Source organism: Actinomadura violacea, assembly GCF_017573465.1.
Classification (GTDB): domain Bacteria; phylum Actinomycetota; class Actinomycetes; order Streptosporangiales; family Streptosporangiaceae; genus Spirillospora; species Spirillospora violacea.
Map to the genome: position 1 here is coordinate 272114 of NZ_JAGEPF010000003.1, position 21974 is coordinate 294087.

A 21974-nucleotide genomic window follows, 5' to 3' on the forward strand; every position below is an offset into this window, starting at 1 on the left:
CGCGGGCGGCGCGGGCACGGGGTCCCGCTAGGGTGACGCGCATGGCAGGTGAGGCGGCGCCGCGCCGGCGGCCCCCGTTCCGGCGGCTGTCCCAGGACCGCCGCCGCGAGGAGATCATCGAGGCCGCGATCGAGGCGTTCGGGCGGCGGCCCGAGCCGGAGGTGTCGATCGACGACGTGGCGCGGGAGGCGGGCACGTCCCGCTCGTCGGTGTACCGGTACTTCGAGGGCAAGCAGGAGCTGTACGAGGCGGCCGCGGACCGGGTCGGCGCGGAGCTGACCGACCGGCTGAACGAGGTCGCCGGCGGCCCGCCGTCGGTGCAGATGATGCGGCGGCTGGAGCTGTACGTCGACTTCCTGGAGCGCTACGAGGTCGGGTACGCCAGCCTGCTCGGGGTCGGGAGCCGGCAGGCGCCGGAGGCGACGCTGTCGACCGCGCAGAAGGTCCGCGACGAGATCTGCGCGCTGACGTACCGGACGCTGCGGGTCGAGGAGCCGAGCGGGACGCTGCGCTCGACCGTCCAGGCGTGGATAGCGGGCGTGGAGTGGTCGGGGACCGAGTGGCTGCGCACCCGCGAGCCGGCCCGCCCGGTGCTGGAGGCGACGATGGCGGCGCAGTTCACCGCGATGCTGGCGGCCGCGGCGGTGTTCGACCCGCTGTGCGCGGACCGGGTGGCGTGGTTGCTGCGGGTGGAGCCGCCGGACGCACCGTTCGGCGGGCTGGTGCGTGCGGTCGCGGGGACGTTCGACGTCGGCATGGTCGGAGATCTCGCCAGATTCCTCAGTCACCGCCCCATCTGACCCGTGTGTCACCGGACGCTCACAGGAGCGGCGGAATGACTCACATATCAACAGTGATCCGGATCTTTCTTTGTTACTCCGGTTTGTAGATCATTTTGCGAGGCGGCGGCACACTCGGCGGAAGTCGCGCGGCCGCGGGGGTCGGGCCTTTTCCGCAAGGTGAGCACATGACACCCTCTGTCCGCCGTCCGGTACTCGCCGTCGTCCGCTGGCGGCGCTCGGTGACGGCGAGCGCCGTCGCGACCGTCCTGGTGGCGGGGGCCAGTGCCGCGGGCGCCGGGCCGGCGCAGGCGGACACGGCCCCGGCGAAGGCGGACGACGGCGCGCAGATCACCCAGGAGACGAAGGTCGCCGACCACGAGGTGGACGTGACGATCTCCTCCCCCGCGCTCGGCAAGTCGGTGAAGACCCGGATCCTGCTGCCCAAGGACTGGAAGCGCGGGTCGGCGCAGACGTGGCCGGTGCTGTACGCCTACCACGGCGGGCAGGACAATTACACCTCCTGGACCAAGAACACCGACATCGAGGCATGGGCCGCCAAGTACGACGTCCTGGTCGTGATGCCGGAGGGCGAGAACGGCTCGTACACCGACTGGTACAACTACGGCAAGGGCGGGACCCCCAAGTGGGAGACCTTCCACACCGCCGAGGTGCGCCAGCTGATGGAGCGCAACTACGGCGCTGGAGCGGTCCGCGCGGCGATCGGCAACTCCTCGGGCGGGCAGGGCGCGTTCAGCTACGCCGCCCGGCACCCGGGGCTGTTCAAGTACGTCGCGTCGCTGAGCGGCGTGCTGTCGATGCGGTCGGCGGGGATGCCGGCGATGCTGATGTTCACCAACGCCGGCAACGGGCAGGACCCGTTCGCGATCTGGGGCATCCCGTGGGCCGACGACGCCAACTGGGCCGCCCACGACCCGTACGCGCTGGCCGGCAAGCTGCGCGGCACGCAGCTGTTCTTCTCCGCCGGGACGACCGGCCGGCCGGGCCCCGGCGACCCGGACGTGGCGCCGTGGGACATCGGCCTGCTGAGCGAGATCGCGGTCGGCGCGGACAACAAGGAGTTCAAGAAGCACCTGGACGAGCTGAAGGTGCCCTACACCTCCGACATCTACGGCGACGGCCGGCACAACTGGCCCGCGTGGATCCGCGAGTCCACCAAGATCTGGCCGTCGATCATGAAGGCGATCGGCGCCAAGCAGGTCGCGGTGACCGCGCGGCACCGCTGACCGCACCGGCCGCACCGAGCAGAGCCGAACCCGGCCCGGCCCCGAGGACGACAGCGGCTGTCGTCCCCGGGGCCGGGCCGTCGGCGTCCGGTCCCGCGTTTCAGTGCTTGTAGGTCAGCCCGTATCCGAACGGGTAGAGCGCGGTGCCGGGGTCGTCGCGGGTGGGGATGACGACGGGCAGCTTCCCGTGCGGGGCGTTCTCGCCGAACAGCGTCTTGACGGCCGAGCGCTGCGCTTCGGCGGTGTAGGAGTAGGTGGCCAGGTAGGTGGCGGCCTCGGGGAAGTAGGCGATGTCGTAGGGGTCGCGGACGGCGATGACGACGACGGGCTTGCCGGTGGCGACGAGCGCCTTGACCAGGTTCATCTGCCCGGGGCCCTGGTGGCCGGGTTCGGTGCTGACGTCCCAGGCGCGGTTGGTGACGGCGACGACGAGGTCCTGGTCCTTGGCGGCGGCGACGGCGTCGTCGATCTGCGCCTGGGTGGGGCTGAGGCCGGTGCTGCGGACGGTGGTGGCCGCGCCGTGCGCGGCGATCCCCGTGGCGAGGCCGGCGGTGCTGGAGGCGGTACCCCATCCGGCGACCAGGACCTTGCGGGGCCCGGTCTTCAGCGGGAGCAGGCCGGCGTCGTTCTTGACCAGGGTGGTGGTGCGGTCGGCGGCGCGCTGCGCGGCGGCCAGGTGCGCGCGGGTGCCGACGGTCCGTCCGACCCGGGAGGTGTCGGTGTAGGGGCTGCGGAACAGGCCGCGCTTCTGCTTGAGGGCCAGCACCCGGTACACCGACGCGTCGAGGCGCTGCTCGCTGATCTCGCCGGTCTTGACCGCGTTGACGACGGCGGCGAGCTGGCGGGAGAACACGCCGTTGCCGGAGGCGTCCGCGGGCGGTTTGAGGAGGACGTCCGCGCCGGCCTTGAGGGCGAGGACGGGGATGCGCTCGTCGCCGTACTTGTCGCGGACGCCCTGCATGTCGAGGGCGTCGGTGACGATGACGCCGCGGTAGTGCAGCTGGTCGCGCAGGATGCCGGTGAGGATCGGCTTGGACAGGGTGGCGGGGTCCTCGGAGGGGTCGAGAGCCGGGACGATGATGTGCGCAGTCATGATCGCCTCGGCACCGGCGGCGATCGCCGCGCGGAAGGGCGGCAGGTCGAGCTTCTCCCACTGGGCGCGGGTGTGGCCGATCCGCGGGACGCCGGTGTGGCTGTCGGTGGTGGTGTCGCCGTGCCCGGGGAAGTGCTTGGCGGTGGCGGTCACTCCCCCGGCCCGGTACCCGCGGATCTGCGCGGTGACCATGGACGACACCAGCGACGGGTCCGAGCCGAAGGACCGGACGCCGATGACGGGGTTGGCGGGGTTGACGTTGACGTCGGCGTCGGGCGCGTAGTCCTGGTTGACGCCGATGGCGCGCAGCTCCTGGCCGGTGATGCGGGCGAGGGCGCGGGCGTCGCCGGTGCTGCGTCCGGCGGCCAGGGCCATGCTGCCGGGCGACTGGGTCGCGGGCGGCTGGACGCGCGCGACGATGCCGCCCTCCTGGTCGGTGGCGATCGTCTCGGGGACGCGGTGCGGCTGCGCCATCGCGGCACGCTGGATGCCGTTGGAGAATCCGGCGAGCTGCGCCGGGTCGTCGACGTTGTTGGCGTAGTAGATGAATCCGCCGGGGTGGTAGCGGGCGACGACCTGTGCGGCGTTGTCGACCCCGTACAGCTTGCGGTTGGCGGCGACGTCCGCGGGGTCGGCGGTGTCGGCGCTCTTGCCGTAGACCTGCAGGACGAACAGCTGCGCGGCCTTGTCCTGCAGGCTCATCGAGCGCAGCAGCCGCGTCAGCGCCGGGTCCTTGCCGGCGTCGTGCCCGGTGGTCTGCGCTCGGGCGGCGGGCGCGGTCAGCGCGGTGGCGGCGAGCGCCGCGGCGGCCAGGCCGGCGGCGGCGCGGCGTGCGCGTCCGGTGCCGGGCGGCCGGAGGCGGGCCGACGGCCCGGGAGGACGGTGCGTGCGGGGCAGGTGCATGACGGCTCCCTCCGCCCCCGAGCTGCCAATTGATCAAGGTTCTGCTGGCACGCTAACCCGGCGGGGCGGGCTCGTCCACGGCAATGGTCGACGATGCGGTCCGGGTCCGTTCTGCTGCGGGTAAAGCCGTCCGCGCCCGCTGCCCTGAGGAGGCCCGGGGATCAGGGGCGGGTGATGAAGGCCAGGGCGGCGTCGGTGACGGCGGCGGGGTCGCGTCCGGCGTCGATGAGGCGGGCGGCGCCGTCCAGGGTGCCGAGGATGAGGGCGGCGGTCGCCTCGGGGTCGGGGTCGCCGCGGTCGGCGAGGGCCTCGCGCAGCGGCGCGACGAGGGCGCGCTGCTGCGCGGCGACCCAGTCCAGGCATTCGGCGGGCAGCCCGGCGGCGGCGATGGCGTCGGTGACGCGGCGGTCGTCGCTGCGGGCGAACTCCAGGTGGCCGCGGACGTAGGCGGCGATGCGCGCGCCGGGCCCGTCCTGTCCGTCGGCGGGGTCCGCGGCGTCGGTGGCGGCGCGCAGCCGGCCGGTCCAGGCGGCGAAGACGTCGGCGGCGAGCTGGGCGAGGATGTCGCCGGTGGAGCCGAAGTACTTGTAGACGCTGGAGCGGGCGAGGCCGGCGCGGGCGCCGACCGCCGCCGGGGTCACCGCCTGCGCGCCGTCGGCGAGCAGGATGTCGCGGGCGGCGGCCTGCAGGGCGGTGTGCCTGCGGGCGCGGTGCTCGGCGACGGTCGGGGCGGTGATCCTCGGCATGCGGTCTCCTTCCGCGGCGGGAGGGCGGTGCGGCTAGCCCATTCTGCCGTCCCGGATCCGCACGACGCGGTCGGCGCGGTCCAGCAGCCCCTCGTCATGGGTGACCAGGACGGTCGCGGTGCCGCGCGCGTGGGCCTGCTCGGCCAGCAGCGCGACGACGTCGCGGGCGCGGTGCTGGTCGAGGGCGGCGGTGGGCTCGTCGGCCAGCAGCAGCGCGGGCCGGTTCATCAGGGCGCGGGCGATGCCGACGCGCTGGCGCTCGCCGCCCGACAGCTCGTGCGGGCGCCGGGCGGCCTTGGCGGTCATCCCGACGGCGTCCAGCAGTTCGGCGGCGCGGTCGCGGTGCTCGCGGGTGACGCGCCCGGCCAGGTGCGCGACGAGCAGCAGCTGGTCGCGGGCGGTGAGGGAGGGCAGCAGGTTGGAGGCCTGGAAGACGTAGCCGATGCCGGTGCGGCGCAGTTCGGTGCGGCGCGCGGGGCCGGCGGCGGTGACGTCGGTGCCGCCGATGGCGACGGTGCCCTCGGTCGGGGCGATCAGCGCGCCGGCGACGGCGAGGAGGCTGGACTTGCCGGAGCCGGAGGGACCGGCGACGGCGACGACCTCGCCGGGTTCGACGGTGAGGTCGACGCCGTCGAGGGCGGTGACGAGGGTGTCGCCGGCGCCGTAGCGCAGGGTGACGCCGGACAGGGTGAGGCCGGTGCGGGTGGCGGTGGCGGTCATCGGCTGCCTCCGAGGGCGGTGAGGGGGTCGACGGAGGTGACGCGGCGCAGGGTGACGACGGTGCCGAGCACGCCGAGGACGATCAGCAGCACGGCGGCGGTCGCCAGCGGCGCGGCCTCCAGGGCGATGGGGACGGTGCGGGACGCGGCGTGCAGCCCGGCGGTGAGGCCGAGACCAGCGGCGGTCCCGGCGGCGGTGGCCGCGACCAGCACCACCAGCACCTGCGCGACGGCGTCGCGCACCAGGTACCAGGCGGATCCGCCGAGCGCCCGCACCAGCGCGATCTCGCTCTTGCGCTGGACCGTCCACACGACGAAGAACGCGGCGACGACCAGCATGGAGATCAGGTACAGGAACACCTTGATGAGGGTCATGGTGGCGGTCTCGGCGGCGAACCCGGGCGAGGCGGAGTAGGACTTCTGCTTGGTGATGACCTGGGCGTCCTTGGCGCCGGCGACGGAGGACGAGGCGTCCAGGGCGATGGCGGTGGCCTGGTGGTAGGCCTGTTCGGGCGGTGCGCCGGGCAGGCCGTAGTGGATGCGCTGCCACGTGCGCAGCGGCGCGTAGACGACGGCGACGTGGGTGAAGGACTGGTCGCCGACGGTGCCGACGACGGGCAGCGCGGCGCCGCTGCGCTCGACGCGGAGGGTGTCGCCGACCCGGACGCCGTCGTCGGCGAGCCGGCTGGAGATCAGCACGCCGTCGGGGACGGCGCCGAGGGGGCGGCCGGTGGCGGGGCGGGGCGCGATGAACGAGCCGGGGTCCATGCCGAACACGGCGATGTCGAGGTCCTTGCCGGTGCGGGCGTTCTTGGCGTGGGCGAGCTGGTTGCCGTAGGGGGCGGCGCGGCGGACTTCGGGGCGCGCGGCCCAGGCGGCGGCGTCGTCGGCGGAGACGGTGCTGCGCGAGTACAGGTCCCCCTCGACGCCGCGCTGGAAGGCGAAGTGGGTGACGGGCATGGCGCGCAGGGCGGACACGCCGTCGCGGACCAGCCCGGACGACAGGCCGGTGAGGACGGCGGCGAGCACCGAGATCAGCGCGATCACGGTGCCCATCAGCAGGAAGCGGCCGCGGGCGAACCGCAGGTCGCGGAGGGCGAGGAACACGGAGGGGCTCCGGGAGTAGTTGGCGACACTATGTCGCCAACCTTATGTTGGCGACAAGGTGTCACTAAAACCGGGGGTCACGTTCGGGGCCGCCGCCTCCACGGCCACCGCCGGCGGCCGCGCTTGCGCGGCGCCGTCCGGGTCAGCGCATGCTCCTCCACGGCGTAGCGGCGGACGTAGGCGCCGCCGAACGCCTGCACGCTCGCGCCGAACGGCAGCGCCACCAGCGCCCCGACCGGCCCGGCCACCGCCGCCCCGGCCAGCACCAGCCCGAACGCGACCGCGGGGTGCATGTCGAGGGTCCGGGCGGTGATGCGCGGCTGCAGCAGGTAGTTCTCGATCTGCTGGTAGCCGACGATGAACAGCAGCACCCACAGCGCGGTCGCCGGCGAGCGGGTCAGCGCGATCAGCACCGGCACGGCGCCCGCCAGGTAGGTGCCGACCGCCGGGATGAACTGCGACACCACCCCCACCCACACCGCCAGCGTCGCCGCGTACGGCACCCCCAGCCCGGCGAGCGCGAGGAAGTGCGCGACGGCGGAGAACAGCGCCAGCAGCGCGCGGGAGTAGATGTAGCCGCCGGTCTTGTCGATCGCGATCTCCCAGGCCCGCAGCACCTGCCGCTGCCGGGGCGGCGGCAGCACCGAGCACACCGTCCGGCGCAACTGCGGGCCCTGCGCCGACAGGTAGAAGGTGAACAGCAGCACCCCGAGCCCCTTGAACACCACCCCGAACGCGGTGGCGCCGATCCCCCACACGTTCTGCGCGAGGTCCGTCAGGTGCCGCGACAGCGCGCCGGTCACGGTCGGCAGCCGCTGGAACAGCGTGTCGCGCGACAGGCGGGTGCCGAACGTCGCGTTGATCCAGTCGATGACCTGCGCGACGTAGCCGGGGAACCCGTTGATCAGGTGGACGGTCTGGGTGGCCAGCAGCGACCCGATCCCGCCGAGGAACCCCGCCAGCAGCACGCCGAGCACCACGAACATCAGCGCGGTGGCGGCGCCGCGGCGCCACCCGCGGGCAGCGAGCCGGTTCACCGCCGGTTCGATCGCGAACGCCAGGAACAGCGAGACAAGCACGATCAGCAGCAGCCCGCGCAGCCGCGCCAGCAGCCACACCAGGGCCATGAACGCCAGCACGGTCACGCCGGCGAGCGCGAACGCCCGAGGCAGCCACGCCGGCATCCGCCGCGGTCCGGACGGTCCCGGCGCGTCCGGCGGGGGCGCGGGCGGTCCGGGAGGGCCCGGAGGCCCGGACGGTGCGGGGGCCGCGTCGGGCGGGACGCCGGCGGGCGCGTCCGCGGGCCTGTCGCCGGGCGTCTGCGGCATGGCGGCACGCTAACCGCGGCGGCGTCGCGTCCCCGTCCGCACGCGCCCGGCTTTGCCGAGACTTCAGCCGCCGCGCCGTCCGGCTGCACCGCCGGGGCCGGTCCGGCGGGCAAAGAAAGGTCGACCCCGTCTTGTCCGGCGATCCCGGTAGCGGCGGGCGTGCCCGGGAACGTCGGCCGGAACGCACCGACACGTCTGGGGGTTCACGCGATGGGGTTCGTCACGACGCGCGACGGCAACGAGATCTTCTACAAGGACTGGGGGTCGGGCGCCCCGGTGGTGTTCATCCACGGCTGGCCGCTGAACGCCGACGCGTGGGAGGACCAGATGAAGGCGGTCGCCGACGCCGGCTACCGCGGCATCGCGCACGACCGGCGCGGGCACGGCCGCTCGTCGCAGCCGTGGGACGGCTACGACTTCGACACCTTCGCCGACGACCTCGCCGACCTGCTCGGGACGCTCGACCTGCGGGACGTCACGCTGGTGGCGCATTCGATGGGCGGCGGGGAACTGGCCCGCTACATCGGCCGGCACGGCACCGGCCGGGTCGCCAAGGCGGTGCTGCTGTCGGCGATCCCGCCGCTGATGCTGAAGACCGACGGCAATCCCGAGGGCGTCCCCGCGCAGGTGTTCGAGGACATCAAGGCCGGGATCCTGCGGGAGCGCTCGCAGTTCTGGAAGGACAGCTCCGAGGGGTTCTTCGGCGCGAACCGCCCGGGCAACAAGGTGACGCAGGGCAACCGGGACGCGTTCTGGTTCATGGCGATGCACGAGAGCATCAAGGCGGGCGTCGACTGCACGACGGCGTTCGCCGAGACCGACTTCACCGACGACCTGAAGAAGTTCGACGTGCCGACGCTGATCGTGCACGGCGACGACGACCAGATCGTCCCGATCGACGCGACCGCCCGCAAGTCCGCGCGGATCATCCCGGACGCGACGCTGAAGGTGTACGAGGGCGGCTCGCACGGCATCGCGATGGTGCCGGGCGACAAGGAGCGCTTCAACCGGGACCTGCTGGAGTTCCTTGCCGCCTGACGGCCGCGGCGCCCGCGCGCGTCCGGCGCGGGCGGCCCGGCATGGCCGACTCGGCGCGGTCAGCTCGCGGGGGCGGTGAACTCGGGCTGGTCGAGGACGCGGAGCCAGCTGCCGTCGGGCTGGCGGCGGACGACCTGGGCGCGGGCTCCGGCGCCGTCCTTGGGCGGGGTGGAGGTGAGGGCGAGGTCGCCGCTGACAAGGGTGGGCAGCGGCTCCTCGGGCTCGAAGTGCGGGCGTCCGGCGAGCACCTTCTCCCACAGCGCACGGATCGCGTCGCGGCCGACGGTCTGCGAGCCGGGCGGGTAGGCGAGCACGGCGTCCCGCTCGTAGAGCTCGGCGACCCCGGCGGCGTCGCCGGCGTTGGACCGCTCGACGAACAGGCGGGTGATGTCCTCGGGTCGCATGGCCTTCTCGTACATGACGTCCTCCCTGGTGGTCCGGTGGTTCACCTCCCATGCTGGGCGTTCGGGAGCCAGAAGTCCAACAGATGATTCTTCTCCGCCTCAGAAGCATTTCTTATGGACTTGCGCGGTTCCCGGCGAGCCTCGCCTCCGGGTGCCGTCGCCCGCCGCGGTTGGTGTTGCGGCAGGATGTGGCGCTATGGGGCAGATCTTCAATCATCGGTTGCGGGTGCGCTACAGCGAGTGCGACCAGCAGGGCGTGGTCTTCAACGGGCACTACCTGTTCTTCTACGACGTGGCGTTGACGGAGCTGTGGCGGGCGGCGGTGTCCGGGCCGGACGAGATGGTGGAGGCGGGCTACGACCTGGTGGTGGCCGAGGCGCGGATCCGGTACCGGGAGGGCGCGCGGTTCGACGACCTGGTGGACATCGAGATGCCGGTCGCGCATCTGGGGACGACGAGCATGATCGTGCGGCCGCGGTTCCTGGTGGAGGGGCGGCTGATGGCCGACGGGGAGGTGCGGCACGTGTTCGTCGACCCCGGCTCCAAGGCCAAGCGGGAGATGCCGGGGGACGTGCGGGCGGCGCTCGCGCCCTACCTGGAGGAGACGGGACAGGCGGCCGGCACCGGGTCAGGCTCGTGATCGCTTCGCGACGTTATGAGCGTCGTGCGATCCGAACGTGGAATCCGGGTTTTCGCCTGACGGGTCCGGCTCAGTTCCCGTGGGTCCGATTCAACTGGGTGGGGGCCTCCCGGGGCAACCCCTTTTGCGGTGCGGCGCTCGTTGCGGGGCGGTCCGGGCGGCTCCGGGCCGTCCGGCGGGCGCCGTGCCGGGTCAGCGGGCGCACACCGTGCCGGGTCAGCGGGCGAATAGGGAGGCGTAGACGGCGCGGCCGCCGTCGGTGACGATCTGCCCGGCCAGGTGCGGGCTCGTGACGGTTGACAGCCGCAGGTCGAGGTAGCGTTCCTCCTCCTGCACGTCGGCGGGCTCGTCGAGTGCGGCGGTGGCGATCCGTGCGGCGATCCCGGTGAGGCGGTCGGTGCGGTCGCGGTCCAGGGCGGCGCGCAGTTCGGCGAGGGTTCCGGCGTCGTAGGGGGCGGCGGGCACGGGCCCGGGTTCGGTGCGCCAGGCGGCGACGCCGTAGGCGAAGCACGCCAGCGCGGGCCACATCTCGGCGAAGTAGCGCGGGTCGGGGCACAGTTCCAGGCCGGCGAAGCGGCCGGCGACCAGGAACAGCGCGCCGACCTGTCCGGGCTGCGGTTCCAGGCGGCTCTGGAACTGGGTGAGGACGGGCCGCTTGCGCGACAGGATCTGCTCGAGGTGGCCGCGGCGGGGCAGCCCGCAGCGGTGGTTGAGGTCGGCGATGTCGTCCCACAGCTTGGCGTAGCCGTGCACGCCGCGCAGTTGCAGGGCGCGGGCGCGCAGTTCGCCGGGCAGCACGAAGAACCACTGGTCGCGGCCGGTGAGGTAACCGCCCTGGGTCTGCTGGACGCAGCAGGCGTCCTCGAACAGCAGTTTCTGGCCGGGGCCGAGGAGCGCCGAGCGGCACAGCGCGTGGTTCTGGGCGGCGTCCTGGACGTAACCGATGTGCAGGGGGACGATCGCGACGCCGGCGGGGGCGCCGTTGCGCAGTTCGAGGCGTCCATAGCCGGTGACGCGCGACAGCTTCAGTCCGGTGCGCGGCGGCACGAAGCCGGGACGGGCGGGGCCGGAGACGGGCACCATGGTGAGCGCGCCGGCCTGCTGCGGGGTCCCGAGGCGGTGCCCGGCGAGGCTGAGCGGGCCGGGCAGGAGTGTGTCGAGCGCCGTCATCTCGGTCATGCGGTGCTCCTTTCGTTCGGGCGGGCGGCCCTCGGGCGCGACACGGGACGCATGCGGCCGCGCGCGGCCGGTGCCGCGTGGTGGTGGGCCTCGTGGTGGTGGGGCCGGATCAGGCGGCGATGGCGGTGGTGAGGTCGGCGGCCCGCCGGTCCAGGACGTCCAGGCGGGCGTGCAGGGCGGTGTCCAGCCAGGGGCTGCCCGCGTCGCAGTGCGCGAACATCCAAGGCAGCAGGGCGGTGAAGTCGTCCTGGTGCCAGAACCCGCGCTGCGGCAGGGACGGGTCGGGGCGGCGCAGCGCCAGGTCGTCGGCGGCGCTGAACAGGGCGTGGCAGAACACCACGGGGGTGGTGACGCCGGCGCGGGGCAGGGTCGCGGTGACGCGGGCGAGGTCGCCGGGGAAGCGGTTCTCGTAGCCGTCGGAGACGACGGCGACCAGGTCGGGGCCGGTGCCGAGGGCGTCCAGGACCCCGGCGGCCAGGTCGGTGGCGCCGCGCGGGGCGCGTTCGTCGCCGCCGACCTCGACGACCTCGAGCCGGTCGCACACCTGCGACAGCAGCATCCGCAGCGCCGCGGCCTGCGACAGCACGGCCCATTCGCGTTCGCCGTAGCCGCGCATGGACGCCGAGGCGTCCAGGACGAGCGCGACGGTGCCGGCGAAGCGGGGGAAGGCGCGGGCGGCGGCGTCGAGTTGGCGGCCGAGGGCGGCGTGCAGGTCCGCGGCGGGGCCGCCCCGGTACAGGTGGACGAGGGTGGCGGCGATGTCGCCGCGGTTGGTGGCGGTGACGGTCGCGGGGTGTTCGCGGGCGGTGTCGAGGGCGAGGGCGGGCCGGTCGGGTAGCGCCGGGGCGGCGCCGGGCGCCGCGCCGGCGGCGGGCGCGGGGGCGTAGAGGGCCTGGACGCGGGCGGGCGCGGCGGCGGGTGCGGCGAGGAAGCGCAGCAGCCGGCGCCGCAGGTAGTCCGAGCCGGTGTCGCCGTCGTCGATGCGGCGGGCGCAGCCGCGCGCGGCGGTCTTGCCGAGCGCGTGCTCGAAGCAGTCGAGCAGGGCGGGGCGGCGGGCGGCGATGAGCGCGTCGGCGTCGGGGTGCTCGAGCACGAACCGCAGCACGGTGCGGGTGGTGTGCTTGTGGTTGGCGCGCAGCCGCCGCAGCGCGAGCAGGACGGTGATGACGTGCGCGGGCGGCAGCGCGAGGGTCAGGACGCGGGCGAGGCGCGCGAGGGTGCCGCGGGTGGGGTCGTCGAGGCCGGCCTGGGAGGCCGCGAGGGTCTGCAGCAGGACGCGGGCGCGCTGCCAGGGCAGCGCGCCGGGCGCGAGGGCCAGCAGCGCGTAGTGCTCGGGGCCGGCGGCGTGGGCGGCGCGGTGCAGGTCCGCGTCGTCCCAGCGCAGGGTGCCGCCCCGGGGCAGGGTGAGGGCGGTGTCGTGGGTCTGCAGATGGGTGAGGAGCGTGGGGGTGTCCATGATTGTTCGCCTCCGCAATCATGGATTTTAGGAACGCCGTGGAGTGCCTCGACACTCATTTTTCCCGTGAGCGCCGCGCTATGCCTCCTCGGCGGAGCCGGCGCCCGTGCCAGACCGGGTGCCGGACGGGGTACCGGAGGCGGGTGCGACGGCGTAGTCGCCGATGCCGTGCTCCAGCATGTCGAAGACGCGGGCGGCGGAGGCGTACACGTCCTCACGCATCTCTTCGAGCGTCTCGCCGGCGCGTTTGCGGGCGGCGATCTCCTGGATCAGGGCGCCCTGGGCGGCGTAGATCATCGCGGCGGCGGCGCGGGGGGCGATGTCGTCGGGGCCGGCGCCGGTCTCCTCCGCGAGCAGGGCGGCGAGCTCGTCCTTCAGTTCCTCGCCGAGTTCGCGCATGCGGGCGGTGAGGGCGGGGCTGTCGTGGACGGTCTGCATCCAGATCTCCGAGCCCTCGTGGAACGCGGTGCGGTAGGAGCGCTCGTCCAGGCCCTCGAAGAAGCGCCGGCGGAACAGCGCGACGACGCCCTCGCCGGGGCGCCGGTCGTGGAAGGCGTCGGCGGCGGTGTCGTGGATCTCGTCCTGGCGGTCGAAGAACAGGTCCTCTTTGGTCCTGAAGTAGTTGAAGACCGTGTTGACCGAGACATCGGCGGTGCGGGCGACGTCGGCGACGGTGACGTTGTCGAAGCCGCGGGTGATGAACAGCCCGGTGGCGATGTCGGCGATGCGGCGGCGGGTCTCGCGCTTCTTGCGCTCGCGCAGCCCCGGCTCGGGTTCGGGGCGCCGGTCGATCTCCTTGCCCATGCCCCGAATCCTACCTTCGCTGACGTCACTGAAAACTTGGTGTGACTGCAAATTTGGGGTTACTCTATTGACGTCGCCCATCCCCCATCGGAGGTCAACGTGATCGAGGCGCGCGGGCTCGCCCGCACCTTCACCGGCAAGCACGGCACGGTCGAGGCCGTGCGCGGCGTGGACCTGTCGGTCGCGCCCGGCGAGATCGTCGGGTTCCTCGGCCCCAACGGCGCCGGGAAGACCACCACGCTGCGGATGCTGACGACGCTGCTCGCGCCGACCGCCGGCACCGCGACGGTGGCGGGGCACGACCTGCGCGCCGACCCGGGCGAGGTGCGGCGCCGCATCGGGTACGTCGCGCAGGGCGGCGGCACCGACCCGTCGATCCCGGCCGGCGAGGAGCTGGACCTGCAGGCCCGCCTGTACGGGGTGGACGGCCGCGCCGAGCGGATCGCGAAGCTGTGCGCGCGGCTGGAGCTGGAGGGCCTGCAGGAGCGGCCGTGCGCCGCGCTGTCGGGCGGGCAGCGGCGGCGGCTGGACATCGCGCTGGGGCTGGTGCACCGTCCGCCGCTGCTGTTCCTGGACGAGCCGACGACCGGCCTGGACCCGCAGAGCCGCGGGAACCTGTGGGAGCACATCCGCTCGATGCGCGCCGAGGACGGCACGACGGTCTTCCTGACCACCCACTACCTGGACGAGGCGGACGCGCTCTGCGACCGGCTGCTGATCATCGACCAGGGCCGGATCGTCGCGGCGGGCACGCCCGCGGAGCTGAAGCGCCGCGTCGCCGGGGACGTGGTGACCCTGGAGCTCGCCGACCCGGCGGGCGCGGCGCCGGCCCGCGAGGCGCTGTCGCGGCATCCGTCGGTGCGGGAGGCGGTGGTGGCCGCCGGCGTCGTCCGGCTGACCGTCGAGGACGGCGAGCGGCAGCTGATGGGGCTGGTGCGGGCCCTGGACTCGGCGGGGGTGGAGCTGGCGTCGCTGAATCTGGCCCGGCCCACCCTCGACGACGTGTTCCTCACCGTCACCGGCCGCTCCCTGCGCGACGCCGCCTGACCCGGCCCTGCGGGCCGGCACGAGAAGTCCGATTTCACGGAAGACGAGAGAAGGAGGACCGCGATGTCCTTGGGACGGACCGCCGCCGACACCCGGCTGGTGTTCGGCCGGTATCTACGGCAGACGCTGCGCAGCAAGGTCGCGGTGGTGTTCGGCGCGGTGCAGCCGCTGCTGTACCTGGTGCTGTTCGGGCCGCTGCTGTCGCGGCTGGTGGACGTGCGCGGGTTCGGCGCCGGCAACGCCTGGCAGGTGTTCGTGCCGGGCGTGCTGATCCAGCTGGGGCTGTTCGGCGCCGGGTTCGTCGGGTTCGGGCTGATCGGCGACCTGCGGTCGGGGGTGGTGGAGCGGATGCGGGTGACGCCGGTGAGCCGCACCGCGCTGCTGCTGGGCCGGGTGCTGCGCGACACGGCCGTCGTCGCGTTCCAGGCCGTGATGCTGGTGGCGGTCGGGCTGGCGCTCGGGCTGCGCGCGCCGGCGGGCGGCATCGCCGTCGGGCTGCTGTTCGTGGTGTCGCTGTCGGTCGCGGTCGCCTCGCTGTCGTACGTGCTGGCGATGGCGACGCGCAGCGAGGACGCGTTCGCGCCGCTGCTGTCGGCGGTGACGCTGCCGCTGATGCTGCTGTCGGGGATCCTGCTGCCGATGAGCCTGGCGCCGGGCTGGCTGGATGTGGTGTCGCGGTGCACGCCGTTCCGGTACGTGGTGGACGCGACGCGGGCGGCGTTCCTCGGCGACTACGCGACGGCGGCGGTCGCCGAGGGCGCGCTGGTCGCGGCGGTGCTGCTGGTGGTGTCGGTGTGGCTGGGCGCCCGCCGGTTCCGCGCCGAGAACGCCTGATCGCTTCTGCGGCCCGCCCCGCCGTCAGTGCCGGGCGTCGGCGGGCACCGCGCCGCCGGCGCCCGCCGCGCCTGTCCGCTCGTCCGCGGGGTCCGCGGCGAGCGGGGCGGGCGGGACGGCGGCGCGCTGGGCGATGTAGGCGCCGGCCAGGACGATCGCGCCGCCGGCCATCTGCACGGGGGCGAGGCGTTCACCGAGCGCGGCCCAGGCGATGAGGGTGGCGGCGACGGCCTCGGTGTAGCAGATGGCGCCGCCGACCTGCGCGGACAGCCGGTGCAGCCCGGCGATGCCGGTGAGGTAGGCCAGCACGGTGCTGACCAGCGCGATCCAGGCGACCAGGGCCCAGCCGGGGGCGGTGTGGCCGCCGACGGGGACGGCGGAGCCGAGCACCCGCCAGGGCAGCGCCCACGGGGTGGCGAGGGCGGCGAGCGCGGCCGCGGCGACGACACTTCCGGCGGTGGTGATGACGAGGGGGTCGACGCATCCGGCGAGGCGGTCGACCAGCAGGAAGTAGGACGCCTGGCAGGCGGCGGCGCCGAGCCCGGCGGCCAGGCCGAGCGGGTCCAGGCCGAGGCCCGTCCACACCTGGACGACCAGGGCGAGGCCCGCCATCGCGACGACGACCCCGGCGGCCGCGGTGCGGTGCACGGGGGTGCGGCGAACGAGCCGCAGCCATACCAGCACCATGACGGGGCCGGTGAACTCCAGCAGGATCGCCACGCCGACGGGCAGCCGGGACGCGGCGAGGTAGTAGCAGGCCTGGCATCCGGCGACGCCGGTCAGCCCGTAGGCGGTGAGCCGCCCGAGGTGGGGGCGCAGCTGGGCGCGCAGCGGCCGGGCGCCGCGGCGGGCCCGCGCCGCGAGGGCGATCGGGACCAGCGCCAGCGCGGACACGGTGATGCGCAGCCATACCGCCTGCAGCGGGTCCAGGCCGCCTTCGATGAGTGCCTTGCCGAACGGCCCGGACGCCCCGAAGCACACCGAGGAGAACACCGCCAGCGCGACGCCCTGGGCGCGGGTGCGCGCCGCCGCGTCGACGCCCATCGCCGCCCCCTTCTCCGGTCCAGGAGCATCGTGCCATAACGGTCATTACATGGGGAGGGCGGGGACCGTCCGGACGAACGCGACATGCCGGACACTCCGCCGGGGAGGACTACTATTCGCCGGGTGAGCTGGCAGGGGGCCGGGGCGGGACCCGGCGGAACGGGAGGCGGCCCGGGCGCGGATCTGTTCGCCGCGGTCGAGGGCAACGTGCGCGAACTGGTGGCCTCACCGTGGTGGGGCACCGCGCAGCCGCAGGACCGGGCCGGGCAGATCGCCGCGCGGATGCTGTGGGGCGCCGGGGAATGGTGGCTGTTCGGCGCGTGGGGGCGCTGGTACCGGTGCGGCCTGGACGGCGCCTGGCACCCCTGCCCTCCCCCGCCCGACTTCGAGGACCGCCGCGTCGCGGTCCCGGCGCCGCGCGGCGCCGGCACCCCGCCCGTCCCGCCGCAGCTGTACCCGACCGGCCCCGACCTGGCGGCGGGACGCGTCGCGCCGCTGGGGTTCCTCGGGCCCGTCCCCGACACCGCGGTCGTCGCCCGGATCTCCCAGGCCATCACCACCGCGCTCGCCGTCGACCCGCAGCAGTTCGCCCAGCGCGACCCGATGTTCCAGCCCGGCACGCCCAGCACCATCGCCGCCGCGTGGGGCGCGCTGCTGTGGTGCGCGGGCTCCCCGGTCGTGCTGACCGAGCACCCGCTGATCGAGTCGTTCATCCCGTTCCTGACCACCTCCGCCGACCAGCTGCACTGGATGATGCCGCCCGACTTCGGCACCCTGGCCGGCTACTACATCCACCGGCTCGGCGCCGGCGACGGCGGCGGCGCCGCGCACATCGCCCGCGTCATGTACGAGGTCGCGGCGGGCCTGCAGGCCGACCCGCGGTTCCGGCCCGGCGCCGACGCGCTCGCCGCGGTCACCGCCGCGTCGCTGCGGATGGTCAACCAGGACATGGCGACCGTCCGGTACGGGCCCGAGGCGATCGTGCAGGAGTGGCGGCGCCGCTGCCCCGCCGAGTTCGCCACCCCGATGGTCCGCGACACCGCGCCCGGCGAGTACCTGCGCCTGGCCCTGTACGACCTGGAGCAGATCGTGCACGGCCTCACCGGCCCGCGGCCGGCGCAGGGCGGCCGCAGCCACGACGAGGTCCGCCGCGCCGGGATCGCGGTGCTGGCCGCCGACCTGCAGGCCGCGCCGAGCGCGATGCCGGCGCTGCAGCGCTGGCTGGACCCCGACAGCGCCCGCACGCTGCAGGCGGTGCTGAGCGACCCCGCCAACCCGCTGCGCGCGCTGTGGCCGCGCGACGGGCGGCTGCCCGACGCGCTGCGCCGCGACGACCCCGACGCGCTCGCCGCGCTGCTGGCCACCACCTACACGATCGGGCTGACGTGGTGCCGGCTGGCGCAGGTGCCGCCGCCGGCGAGCGGGTTCGCGGTGCCGCAGGCGATCGCGACGGAACTCACCTCGCCGGCGTTGCACTCCCCGCCGTCCACCGACGAGCTGTCGGCGTGGGACATCATCAAGGCCGCCCGCGCGCACATGGCCGCCGAGCGGGCCACCTCGGGCACGGACCGGCCCGTCGCGCCGGTGCCCGAGCCGGCACAGGACGCGCCGGGGCCGCCGCCGGCCATGGCTCCGGTGGAGCCGCCGTCGGCCCCGCCGATGGCGCCTCCGATGGCACCGCCCGTGTCGCCGCCTGCGGCGCACGGGGCCGAGCCGGCCGTCCCGCCCGCGCCGCCCGCGCCGCCCGCGCCGTCTCCGGCGGTGCACGGTGAGCCGCCCGCGCCGGTGAACCCGCTGGCGTCGGACGTCCCGCCGCCGCGGATCGCGCCTCCCCCTCCCCCTCCCCCTCCCCCGCTGCCCCCGGCGCCCGAGCCCGTCCCGCAGCCGGTTCCGCCGGCTCCCGCGCCGGCGGAGGAGCCGCGGTGGCCGTCGGAGCCCGCGCAGGACGGCGCGCACGGCCCGGACGGTCCGCGGTGGCCGTCGGAACCCGCCGCGTCGGCCGCGCACGCGCCGGCGACGCAGCTGGACACCGACGCGTTCCGCACCAAGCTCGACCAGGGACCGGCGTGGCCGGGCGCGCCGATGCCGCCCGCGCCGCCCGTCCGGCAGGCCGCGCCGCAGGCGCCTCCGGTGGCGCCGCAGGCGGATCTGCCGCCGCCTCCTGTACCGGTGCCCGAGCCGGTCCCGCCGGCGCCGCCCGCGCCGGTGCCGGACTCGGCGCCGCAGACCGCCGAGGCGTACGGGATCCGGTTCCTGTGCGGCGCCGACGACATCGGCCGGGTGGTGACGGAGGTGCGGCGCCGCGGCAAGTGGGCGCGGCGGCTGCGCGGCCAGGAGGTGTCCAGCGCGTCGGCACCGGCGCTGCTGCTGATCGGCGCGCCGTCCAGCGGCCAGCGGCGCCTCGCGCGGATGGTGGCGCGGGCGCTGGCGGAGGTCGAGGCCTCCAGCGGCGAGGTGCGCTCGGTGCACGCCGAGGACCTGCGCGATGCCGGCCCCGAGGGGCTGAAGGAGGCGCTGGACCGGCACGCCGGGCATGTGCTGCTGCTCGACGGCCTGGACGGGCTGATCCTGGACGAGGCGCAGGGCGCGGCGTACGCGTCGGTGCTGTACCGGACGCGTCTGGAGGGCGTCAACGACACGGCGCTGCTGGGCACCTGCGAGCCGGACCGGGTCGGGGAGCTGTCGGCGGCGTCGCCGGAGCTGGTGACCGATCTGCGCGCGGTGCGGCTGCCGGACCTGGCCGACGGGCGGGCGCGGTCGGCGCTGGTCGGGCTGCTGGCCGAGGAGCGGTCGCTGCGGCTCGGCTCGGACGCCTGGGCGGTGGTGGAGCGCGAGGCGGGGTCGCTGCGCGGCCGCGGCCGGCTGACCGGTGCGCGGCTGGTGGAGGCGTATCTGGACCGGGCCGCGACGCGGCATCTGGGCAGCGCGGAGGCGACGCAGGCGATCGGCAGCGCGCTGACGCTGACGGCGGCGGACTTCGAGGGGCTGGCGGCCGAGCTGTCGGGCCGCTGACCCGCCTCTGGCCGACCTGCCTCTAGCTGACCCGCGTCTACACGGGCACTTCCACGTGGCCGGGCGCGCCGCGGGCCACGGCGGCGCGTCCGCCGGTGACCTGCGCCGCCCACGCCTCGAACGCCTCCACCTCCGCCGCCGGGACCGCCACGTCCGCCTCCACCGCAGCGCCGTAGCGGACGTCGGACGGCTGGACGCCGCGGCCGTGCAGATCGCCCAGGAACCGTCCAGCCAGCGCGTGCTCCAGCGTCACCGTCACCGTCAGCACCGGCCGCAGCTCCACGACCCCGACCGCGTCGATCGCCTCTGACACCGCCTGCCCGTAGGCGCGCACCAGCCCGCCCGCGCCGAGCTTCACCCCGCCGAAGTAGCGGGTCACCACTGCGACCGTGCCGGTCAGCCCGCGGCGCACCAGCACCTCCAGCATCGGGATGCCGGCCGTCCCCGCGGGCTCCCCGTCGTCGCTGCTGCGGGTGATCTCGCCGTGCTCGCCGACCACGTACGCCGAGCAGTTGTGGGTGGCGTCGCGGTGCGCGCGGCGGTGCCGCGCCAGGAACTCCATCGCCTCGGCCTCGTCGGCCGCGCGCGCCAGCGTGCACACGAACCGGGACCGGCGGACCTCCAGCTCGCGGGAGCCCCCGCCTCTGATCATGCGCATGTCGGCCCCGAGTCTAGGCGCCGCGCGTCCGCGCGGCCCGGTGTCAGCCCTTGGGGAAGGGCCACGGGTTCGGCGCGCACCCGTACAGCGACTTGGTCTGCTGCACCATCACCGGCGCCGGGCGCCCCTTGCCGGGGCACTGCCGGTGGCCGTGGCCGAGCGCGTGCCCGACCTCGTGGTTGATCACGTACTCGCGGTAGGAGGCCAGGTCGCGGCCGTAGGACGCGGCGCCCTCGCCGTAGCGCAGGGCGTTGATGACCGAGCGGTTCCCCTGCCGGCACGACAGCTCCCCGCCGGTGACCAGCGGCGCGCACATCCGGTCGGTGAGCGCCGGGCTCGACAGCGACACCCGGAACCGCACCGGCCCATGGCTCACCCGCTCGAACCGCATCGTGCCGCCGTGCCCCCAGCTGCGCGGGTCGTTGAGGACCCGCTGCACCTCCGCGGCGAACTCCGCGGGCCTGATCGGCAGTCCGCGCTCGACCTCGACGGTGTAGCGGACGAGGGTGCCGCGCGTCCCCTTCGGCACCGCCGTGCCCGGCACGACCGCGTACCGTCCGCTCGCCGACCGGGGGATCGTGACGCGGGGCGGCTGGCGGCGGCCGTTCACCACCGGGCCCCGCACAGCGGTCTTCGTGCCGTTCTTCCCGGCGGACCGTCCGGGCGCCGGCGGCGACGCCGGAGCGGTGGCCGCGCCCGAGGCCGGGTCCGCCGCGCGGGGGCGGTCGTCGTCATGGCCGAGCGTCAGCGTCGCGGCGACCGCGCCCGCGCTCAGCACCGCGGCGGCGGCGACACCGGCCGCGGCCCAGCCGAGGCTCGGGCGGCGCCGCGCCGCGCGGCGTGTCCCGCGGCGGGGCGGCAGCGGGGAGCGCGGCGGGGCGGGGTCGTCCTGAAGGTCGTGCACGGAGCTCCGCTCGGCCAGGGCACCCGGCGGCGCCCGGCGAAGGCGGCGGACGGCGGGCACCCGGCATCCCCCGCCGCGTGCCTCCGAGCCCCCGGACCAGCGCGAACGCGCCGCAGCGCGGATCGTCGATCTTGCGCAGATCGTATCGGGAAAACGCCGCTCCGCCCGAACCGGCGCCGGGCGCGCCGGTCAGACGGCGGGTCAGACGTCGATCAACTCGATCAGGTCGGCGATGGAGGGCACCACCCGGTGCGGGCGGAACGGGAAGCGGCCCACCTCGTCCTCGCGGCCCACCTCGTCCTCGCGGGTCACCCCGGTCAGCACGAGGATCGTCTCCAGGCCCGCCTCGACGCCCGCGACGATGTCGGTGTCCATCCGGTCGCCGACCATCGCGGTCTGCTCGCTGTGCCCGCCGACCACGTTCAGCGCGGTCCGCATCATCAGCGGGTTCGGCTTGCCGACGAAGTACGGCTCCACCCCGGTCGCCCGGGTGATCATCGCGGCGACGGCGCCGCAGGCGGGCAGCGAGCCCTCCTGCGACGGGCCGACCGGGTCGGGGTTGGTCGCCACGAACCGGGCGCCGCCCTCGATCAGCCGGATCGCCCGGGTGATCTGGGAGAAGCTGTAGGTGCGGGTCTCCCCGAGCACCACGTAGTCGGGCCGGATGTCGGTCAGCACGTAGTCGGCCTCGTGCAGCGCCGTGGTCAGCCCCGCCTCGCCGATCACGTACGCCGACCCCTCGGGCCGCTGGTCGGCCAGGAACCGGGCGGTCGCCAGCGCCGAGGTCCAGATCGCCTCGGCCGGGACGTCCAGCCCGAGCGCGGCCAGCCGCGCCGACAGGTCGCGGCGGGTGTAGATCGAGTTGTTGGTCAGCACGAGGAACGGCTTGCCGGAGGCGGCGAGCCTGCGGACGAACTCGGCGGCGCCGGGGACGGGGCTGCCCTCGTGCACCAGGACGCCGTCCATGTCCGACAGCCAGTACTCGATCGGCTTGCGCTCGGTCATGTCCCCATTGTCGCAGGTGGAGATCTT

General features: G+C 74.9%; 20 protein-coding genes. 7 read left to right on the forward strand and 13 right to left on the reverse strand.

Annotated elements, in window-relative coordinates; translation table 11 throughout:
• The first annotated feature begins 41 nt into the window (after nt 1–41).
• Both J4709_RS05240 and J4709_RS05245 read left to right on the forward strand, forming a co-directional pair.
• Nucleotides 42–800, forward strand: coding sequence for a TetR/AcrR family transcriptional regulator (locus J4709_RS05240; protein ID WP_208237503.1), 759 nt, complete (start codon nt 42–44; stop codon nt 798–800).
• Nucleotides 801–967: 167 nt separating this feature from the next.
• Nucleotides 968–2026, forward strand: a complete 1059-nt coding sequence (locus J4709_RS05245; protein ID WP_208237505.1) for an alpha/beta hydrolase — start codon at nt 968–970, stop codon at nt 2024–2026.
• 100 nt (nt 2027–2126) lie between these two features.
• Here J4709_RS05245 and J4709_RS05250 read toward each other — a convergent pair whose 3' ends face one another.
• From J4709_RS05250 to J4709_RS05270, 5 genes are all read right to left on the reverse strand, one after another.
• Entirely contained in the window at nt 2127–4022 is a 1896-nt protein-coding gene (locus J4709_RS05250) for a glycoside hydrolase family 3 protein (protein ID WP_208237507.1), read from the reverse strand.
• Between the two features lie 161 nt (nt 4023–4183).
• The gene (locus J4709_RS05255) at nt 4184–4768 is read right to left on the reverse strand and encodes a TetR/AcrR family transcriptional regulator (protein ID WP_208237509.1); all 585 of its coding nucleotides are present in this window, start codon (nt 4766–4768) and stop codon (nt 4184–4186) included.
• A 33-nt stretch (nt 4769–4801) separates the two neighbouring features.
• Nucleotides 4802–5488, reverse strand: a complete 687-nt coding sequence (locus J4709_RS05260) for an ABC transporter ATP-binding protein (protein WP_208237511.1) — start codon at nt 5486–5488, stop codon at nt 4802–4804.
• Entirely contained in the window at nt 5485–6594 is a 1110-nt protein-coding gene (locus J4709_RS05265; protein ID WP_208237513.1) for an ABC transporter permease, read from the reverse strand. Before J4709_RS05265 ends, J4709_RS05260 begins: the two co-directional genes overlap by 4 nt.
• A gap of 77 nt (nt 6595–6671) precedes the next feature.
• The gene (locus J4709_RS05270) at nt 6672–7922 is read right to left on the reverse strand and encodes an AI-2E family transporter (RefSeq protein WP_208237515.1); all 1251 of its coding nucleotides are present in this window, start codon (nt 7920–7922) and stop codon (nt 6672–6674) included.
• A gap of 210 nt (nt 7923–8132) precedes the next feature.
• Here J4709_RS05270 and J4709_RS05275 point away from each other — a divergent pair, with 210 nt between their 5' ends.
• Nucleotides 8133–8960, forward strand: a complete 828-nt coding sequence (locus J4709_RS05275; RefSeq protein WP_208237516.1) for an alpha/beta fold hydrolase — start codon at nt 8133–8135, stop codon at nt 8958–8960.
• 59 nt (nt 8961–9019) lie between these two features.
• Here the strand turns inward: J4709_RS05275 and J4709_RS05280 are convergent, their stop codons facing one another.
• Nucleotides 9020–9379, reverse strand: coding sequence for a YybH family protein (locus tag J4709_RS05280; RefSeq protein ID WP_208237518.1), 360 nt, complete (start codon nt 9377–9379; stop codon nt 9020–9022).
• A gap of 181 nt (nt 9380–9560) precedes the next feature.
• On the opposite strand from J4709_RS05280, the gene J4709_RS05285 reads away from it, so the two are divergent.
• Complete coding sequence (locus tag J4709_RS05285) at nt 9561–10004, forward strand: acyl-CoA thioesterase (RefSeq protein ID WP_208237520.1); 444 nt, start codon at nt 9561–9563, stop codon at nt 10002–10004.
• A gap of 216 nt (nt 10005–10220) precedes the next feature.
• Here the strand turns inward: J4709_RS05285 and J4709_RS05290 are convergent, their stop codons facing one another.
• The 3 genes from J4709_RS05290 to J4709_RS05300 all read right to left on the reverse strand — a co-directional run bounded on the left by J4709_RS05290 (nt 10221) and on the right by J4709_RS05300 (nt 13443).
• Complete coding sequence (locus J4709_RS05290) at nt 10221–11183, reverse strand: ARPP-1 family domain-containing protein (RefSeq protein WP_208237522.1); 963 nt, start codon at nt 11181–11183, stop codon at nt 10221–10223.
• A 109-nt stretch (nt 11184–11292) separates the two neighbouring features.
• Nucleotides 11293–12639 (reverse strand): hypothetical protein, encoded by a 1347-nt coding sequence (locus J4709_RS05295; protein WP_208237524.1) that lies wholly within the window; start codon nt 12637–12639, stop codon nt 11293–11295.
• A 78-nt stretch (nt 12640–12717) separates the two neighbouring features.
• A complete protein-coding gene (locus tag J4709_RS05300) occupies nt 12718–13443 on the reverse strand; it encodes a TetR/AcrR family transcriptional regulator (RefSeq protein ID WP_208237526.1) in 726 nt (241 codons plus the stop codon).
• 99 nt (nt 13444–13542) lie between these two features.
• Here J4709_RS05300 and J4709_RS05305 point away from each other — a divergent pair, with 99 nt between their 5' ends.
• Complete coding sequence (locus J4709_RS05305; RefSeq protein WP_208237534.1) at nt 13543–14490, forward strand: ATP-binding cassette domain-containing protein; 948 nt, start codon at nt 13543–13545, stop codon at nt 14488–14490.
• Between the two features lie 63 nt (nt 14491–14553).
• Nucleotides 14554–15324, forward strand: a complete 771-nt coding sequence (locus tag J4709_RS05310; protein WP_208237536.1) for an ABC transporter permease — start codon at nt 14554–14556, stop codon at nt 15322–15324.
• Between the two features lie 24 nt (nt 15325–15348).
• Here the strand turns inward: J4709_RS05310 and J4709_RS05315 are convergent, their stop codons facing one another.
• The gene (locus J4709_RS05315) at nt 15349–16368 is read right to left on the reverse strand and encodes an EamA family transporter (RefSeq protein ID WP_208237538.1); all 1020 of its coding nucleotides are present in this window, start codon (nt 16366–16368) and stop codon (nt 15349–15351) included.
• Between the two features lie 123 nt (nt 16369–16491).
• On the opposite strand from J4709_RS05315, the gene J4709_RS05320 reads away from it, so the two are divergent.
• Nucleotides 16492–19380: a hypothetical protein gene (locus J4709_RS05320; protein WP_208237539.1), complete on the forward strand. Its 2889-nt coding sequence runs from the start codon at nt 16492–16494 to the stop codon at nt 19378–19380.
• A gap of 37 nt (nt 19381–19417) precedes the next feature.
• Here J4709_RS05320 and J4709_RS05325 read toward each other — a convergent pair whose 3' ends face one another.
• From J4709_RS05325 to J4709_RS05335, 3 genes are all read right to left on the reverse strand, one after another.
• Nucleotides 19418–20038, reverse strand: a complete 621-nt coding sequence (locus J4709_RS05325; protein WP_208237541.1) for an IMPACT family protein — start codon at nt 20036–20038, stop codon at nt 19418–19420.
• A gap of 43 nt (nt 20039–20081) precedes the next feature.
• The gene (locus J4709_RS05330; protein ID WP_307800983.1) at nt 20082–20942 is read right to left on the reverse strand and encodes a DUF3152 domain-containing protein; all 861 of its coding nucleotides are present in this window, start codon (nt 20940–20942) and stop codon (nt 20082–20084) included.
• A 201-nt stretch (nt 20943–21143) separates the two neighbouring features.
• A complete protein-coding gene (locus J4709_RS05335; protein ID WP_208237543.1) occupies nt 21144–21947 on the reverse strand; it encodes an HAD-IIA family hydrolase in 804 nt (267 codons plus the stop codon).
• Nucleotides 21948–21974: the final 27 nt, after the last annotated feature.

What these genes read in the sequence shown, in the direction of transcription:
- J4709_RS05240 (WP_208237503.1), top strand. Translation starts at nt 42, where the DNA reads ATGGCAGGTGAGGCGGCGCCGCGCCGGCGGCCCCCGTTCCGGCGGCTG.
- J4709_RS05245 (WP_208237505.1), top strand. Translation starts at nt 968, where the DNA reads ATGACACCCTCTGTCCGCCGTCCGGTACTCGCCGTCGTCCGCTGGCGG.
- J4709_RS05250 (WP_208237507.1), bottom strand. Translation starts at nt 4,022, where the DNA reads ATGCACCTGCCCCGCACGCACCGTCCTCCCGGGCCGTCGGCCCGCCTC.
- J4709_RS05255 (WP_208237509.1), bottom strand. Translation starts at nt 4,768, where the DNA reads ATGCCGAGGATCACCGCCCCGACCGTCGCCGAGCACCGCGCCCGCAGG.
- J4709_RS05260 (WP_208237511.1), bottom strand. Translation starts at nt 5,488, where the DNA reads ATGACCGCCACCGCCACCCGCACCGGCCTCACCCTGTCCGGCGTCACC.
- J4709_RS05270 (WP_208237515.1), bottom strand. Translation starts at nt 7,922, where the DNA reads ATGCCGCAGACGCCCGGCGACAGGCCCGCGGACGCGCCCGCCGGCGTC.
- J4709_RS05275 (WP_208237516.1), top strand. Translation starts at nt 8,133, where the DNA reads ATGGGGTTCGTCACGACGCGCGACGGCAACGAGATCTTCTACAAGGAC.
- J4709_RS05280 (WP_208237518.1), bottom strand. Translation starts at nt 9,379, where the DNA reads ATGTACGAGAAGGCCATGCGACCCGAGGACATCACCCGCCTGTTCGTC.
- J4709_RS05285 (WP_208237520.1), top strand. Translation starts at nt 9,561, where the DNA reads ATGGGGCAGATCTTCAATCATCGGTTGCGGGTGCGCTACAGCGAGTGC.
- J4709_RS05290 (WP_208237522.1), bottom strand. Translation starts at nt 11,183, where the DNA reads ATGACCGAGATGACGGCGCTCGACACACTCCTGCCCGGCCCGCTCAGC.
- J4709_RS05295 (WP_208237524.1), bottom strand. Translation starts at nt 12,639, where the DNA reads ATGGACACCCCCACGCTCCTCACCCATCTGCAGACCCACGACACCGCC.
- J4709_RS05300 (WP_208237526.1), bottom strand. Translation starts at nt 13,443, where the DNA reads ATGGGCAAGGAGATCGACCGGCGCCCCGAACCCGAGCCGGGGCTGCGC.
- J4709_RS05310 (WP_208237536.1), top strand. Translation starts at nt 14,554, where the DNA reads ATGTCCTTGGGACGGACCGCCGCCGACACCCGGCTGGTGTTCGGCCGG.
- J4709_RS05315 (WP_208237538.1), bottom strand. Translation starts at nt 16,368, where the DNA reads ATGGGCGTCGACGCGGCGGCGCGCACCCGCGCCCAGGGCGTCGCGCTG.
- J4709_RS05325 (WP_208237541.1), bottom strand. Translation starts at nt 20,038, where the DNA reads ATGCGCATGATCAGAGGCGGGGGCTCCCGCGAGCTGGAGGTCCGCCGG.
- J4709_RS05335 (WP_208237543.1), bottom strand. Translation starts at nt 21,947, where the DNA reads ATGACCGAGCGCAAGCCGATCGAGTACTGGCTGTCGGACATGGACGGC.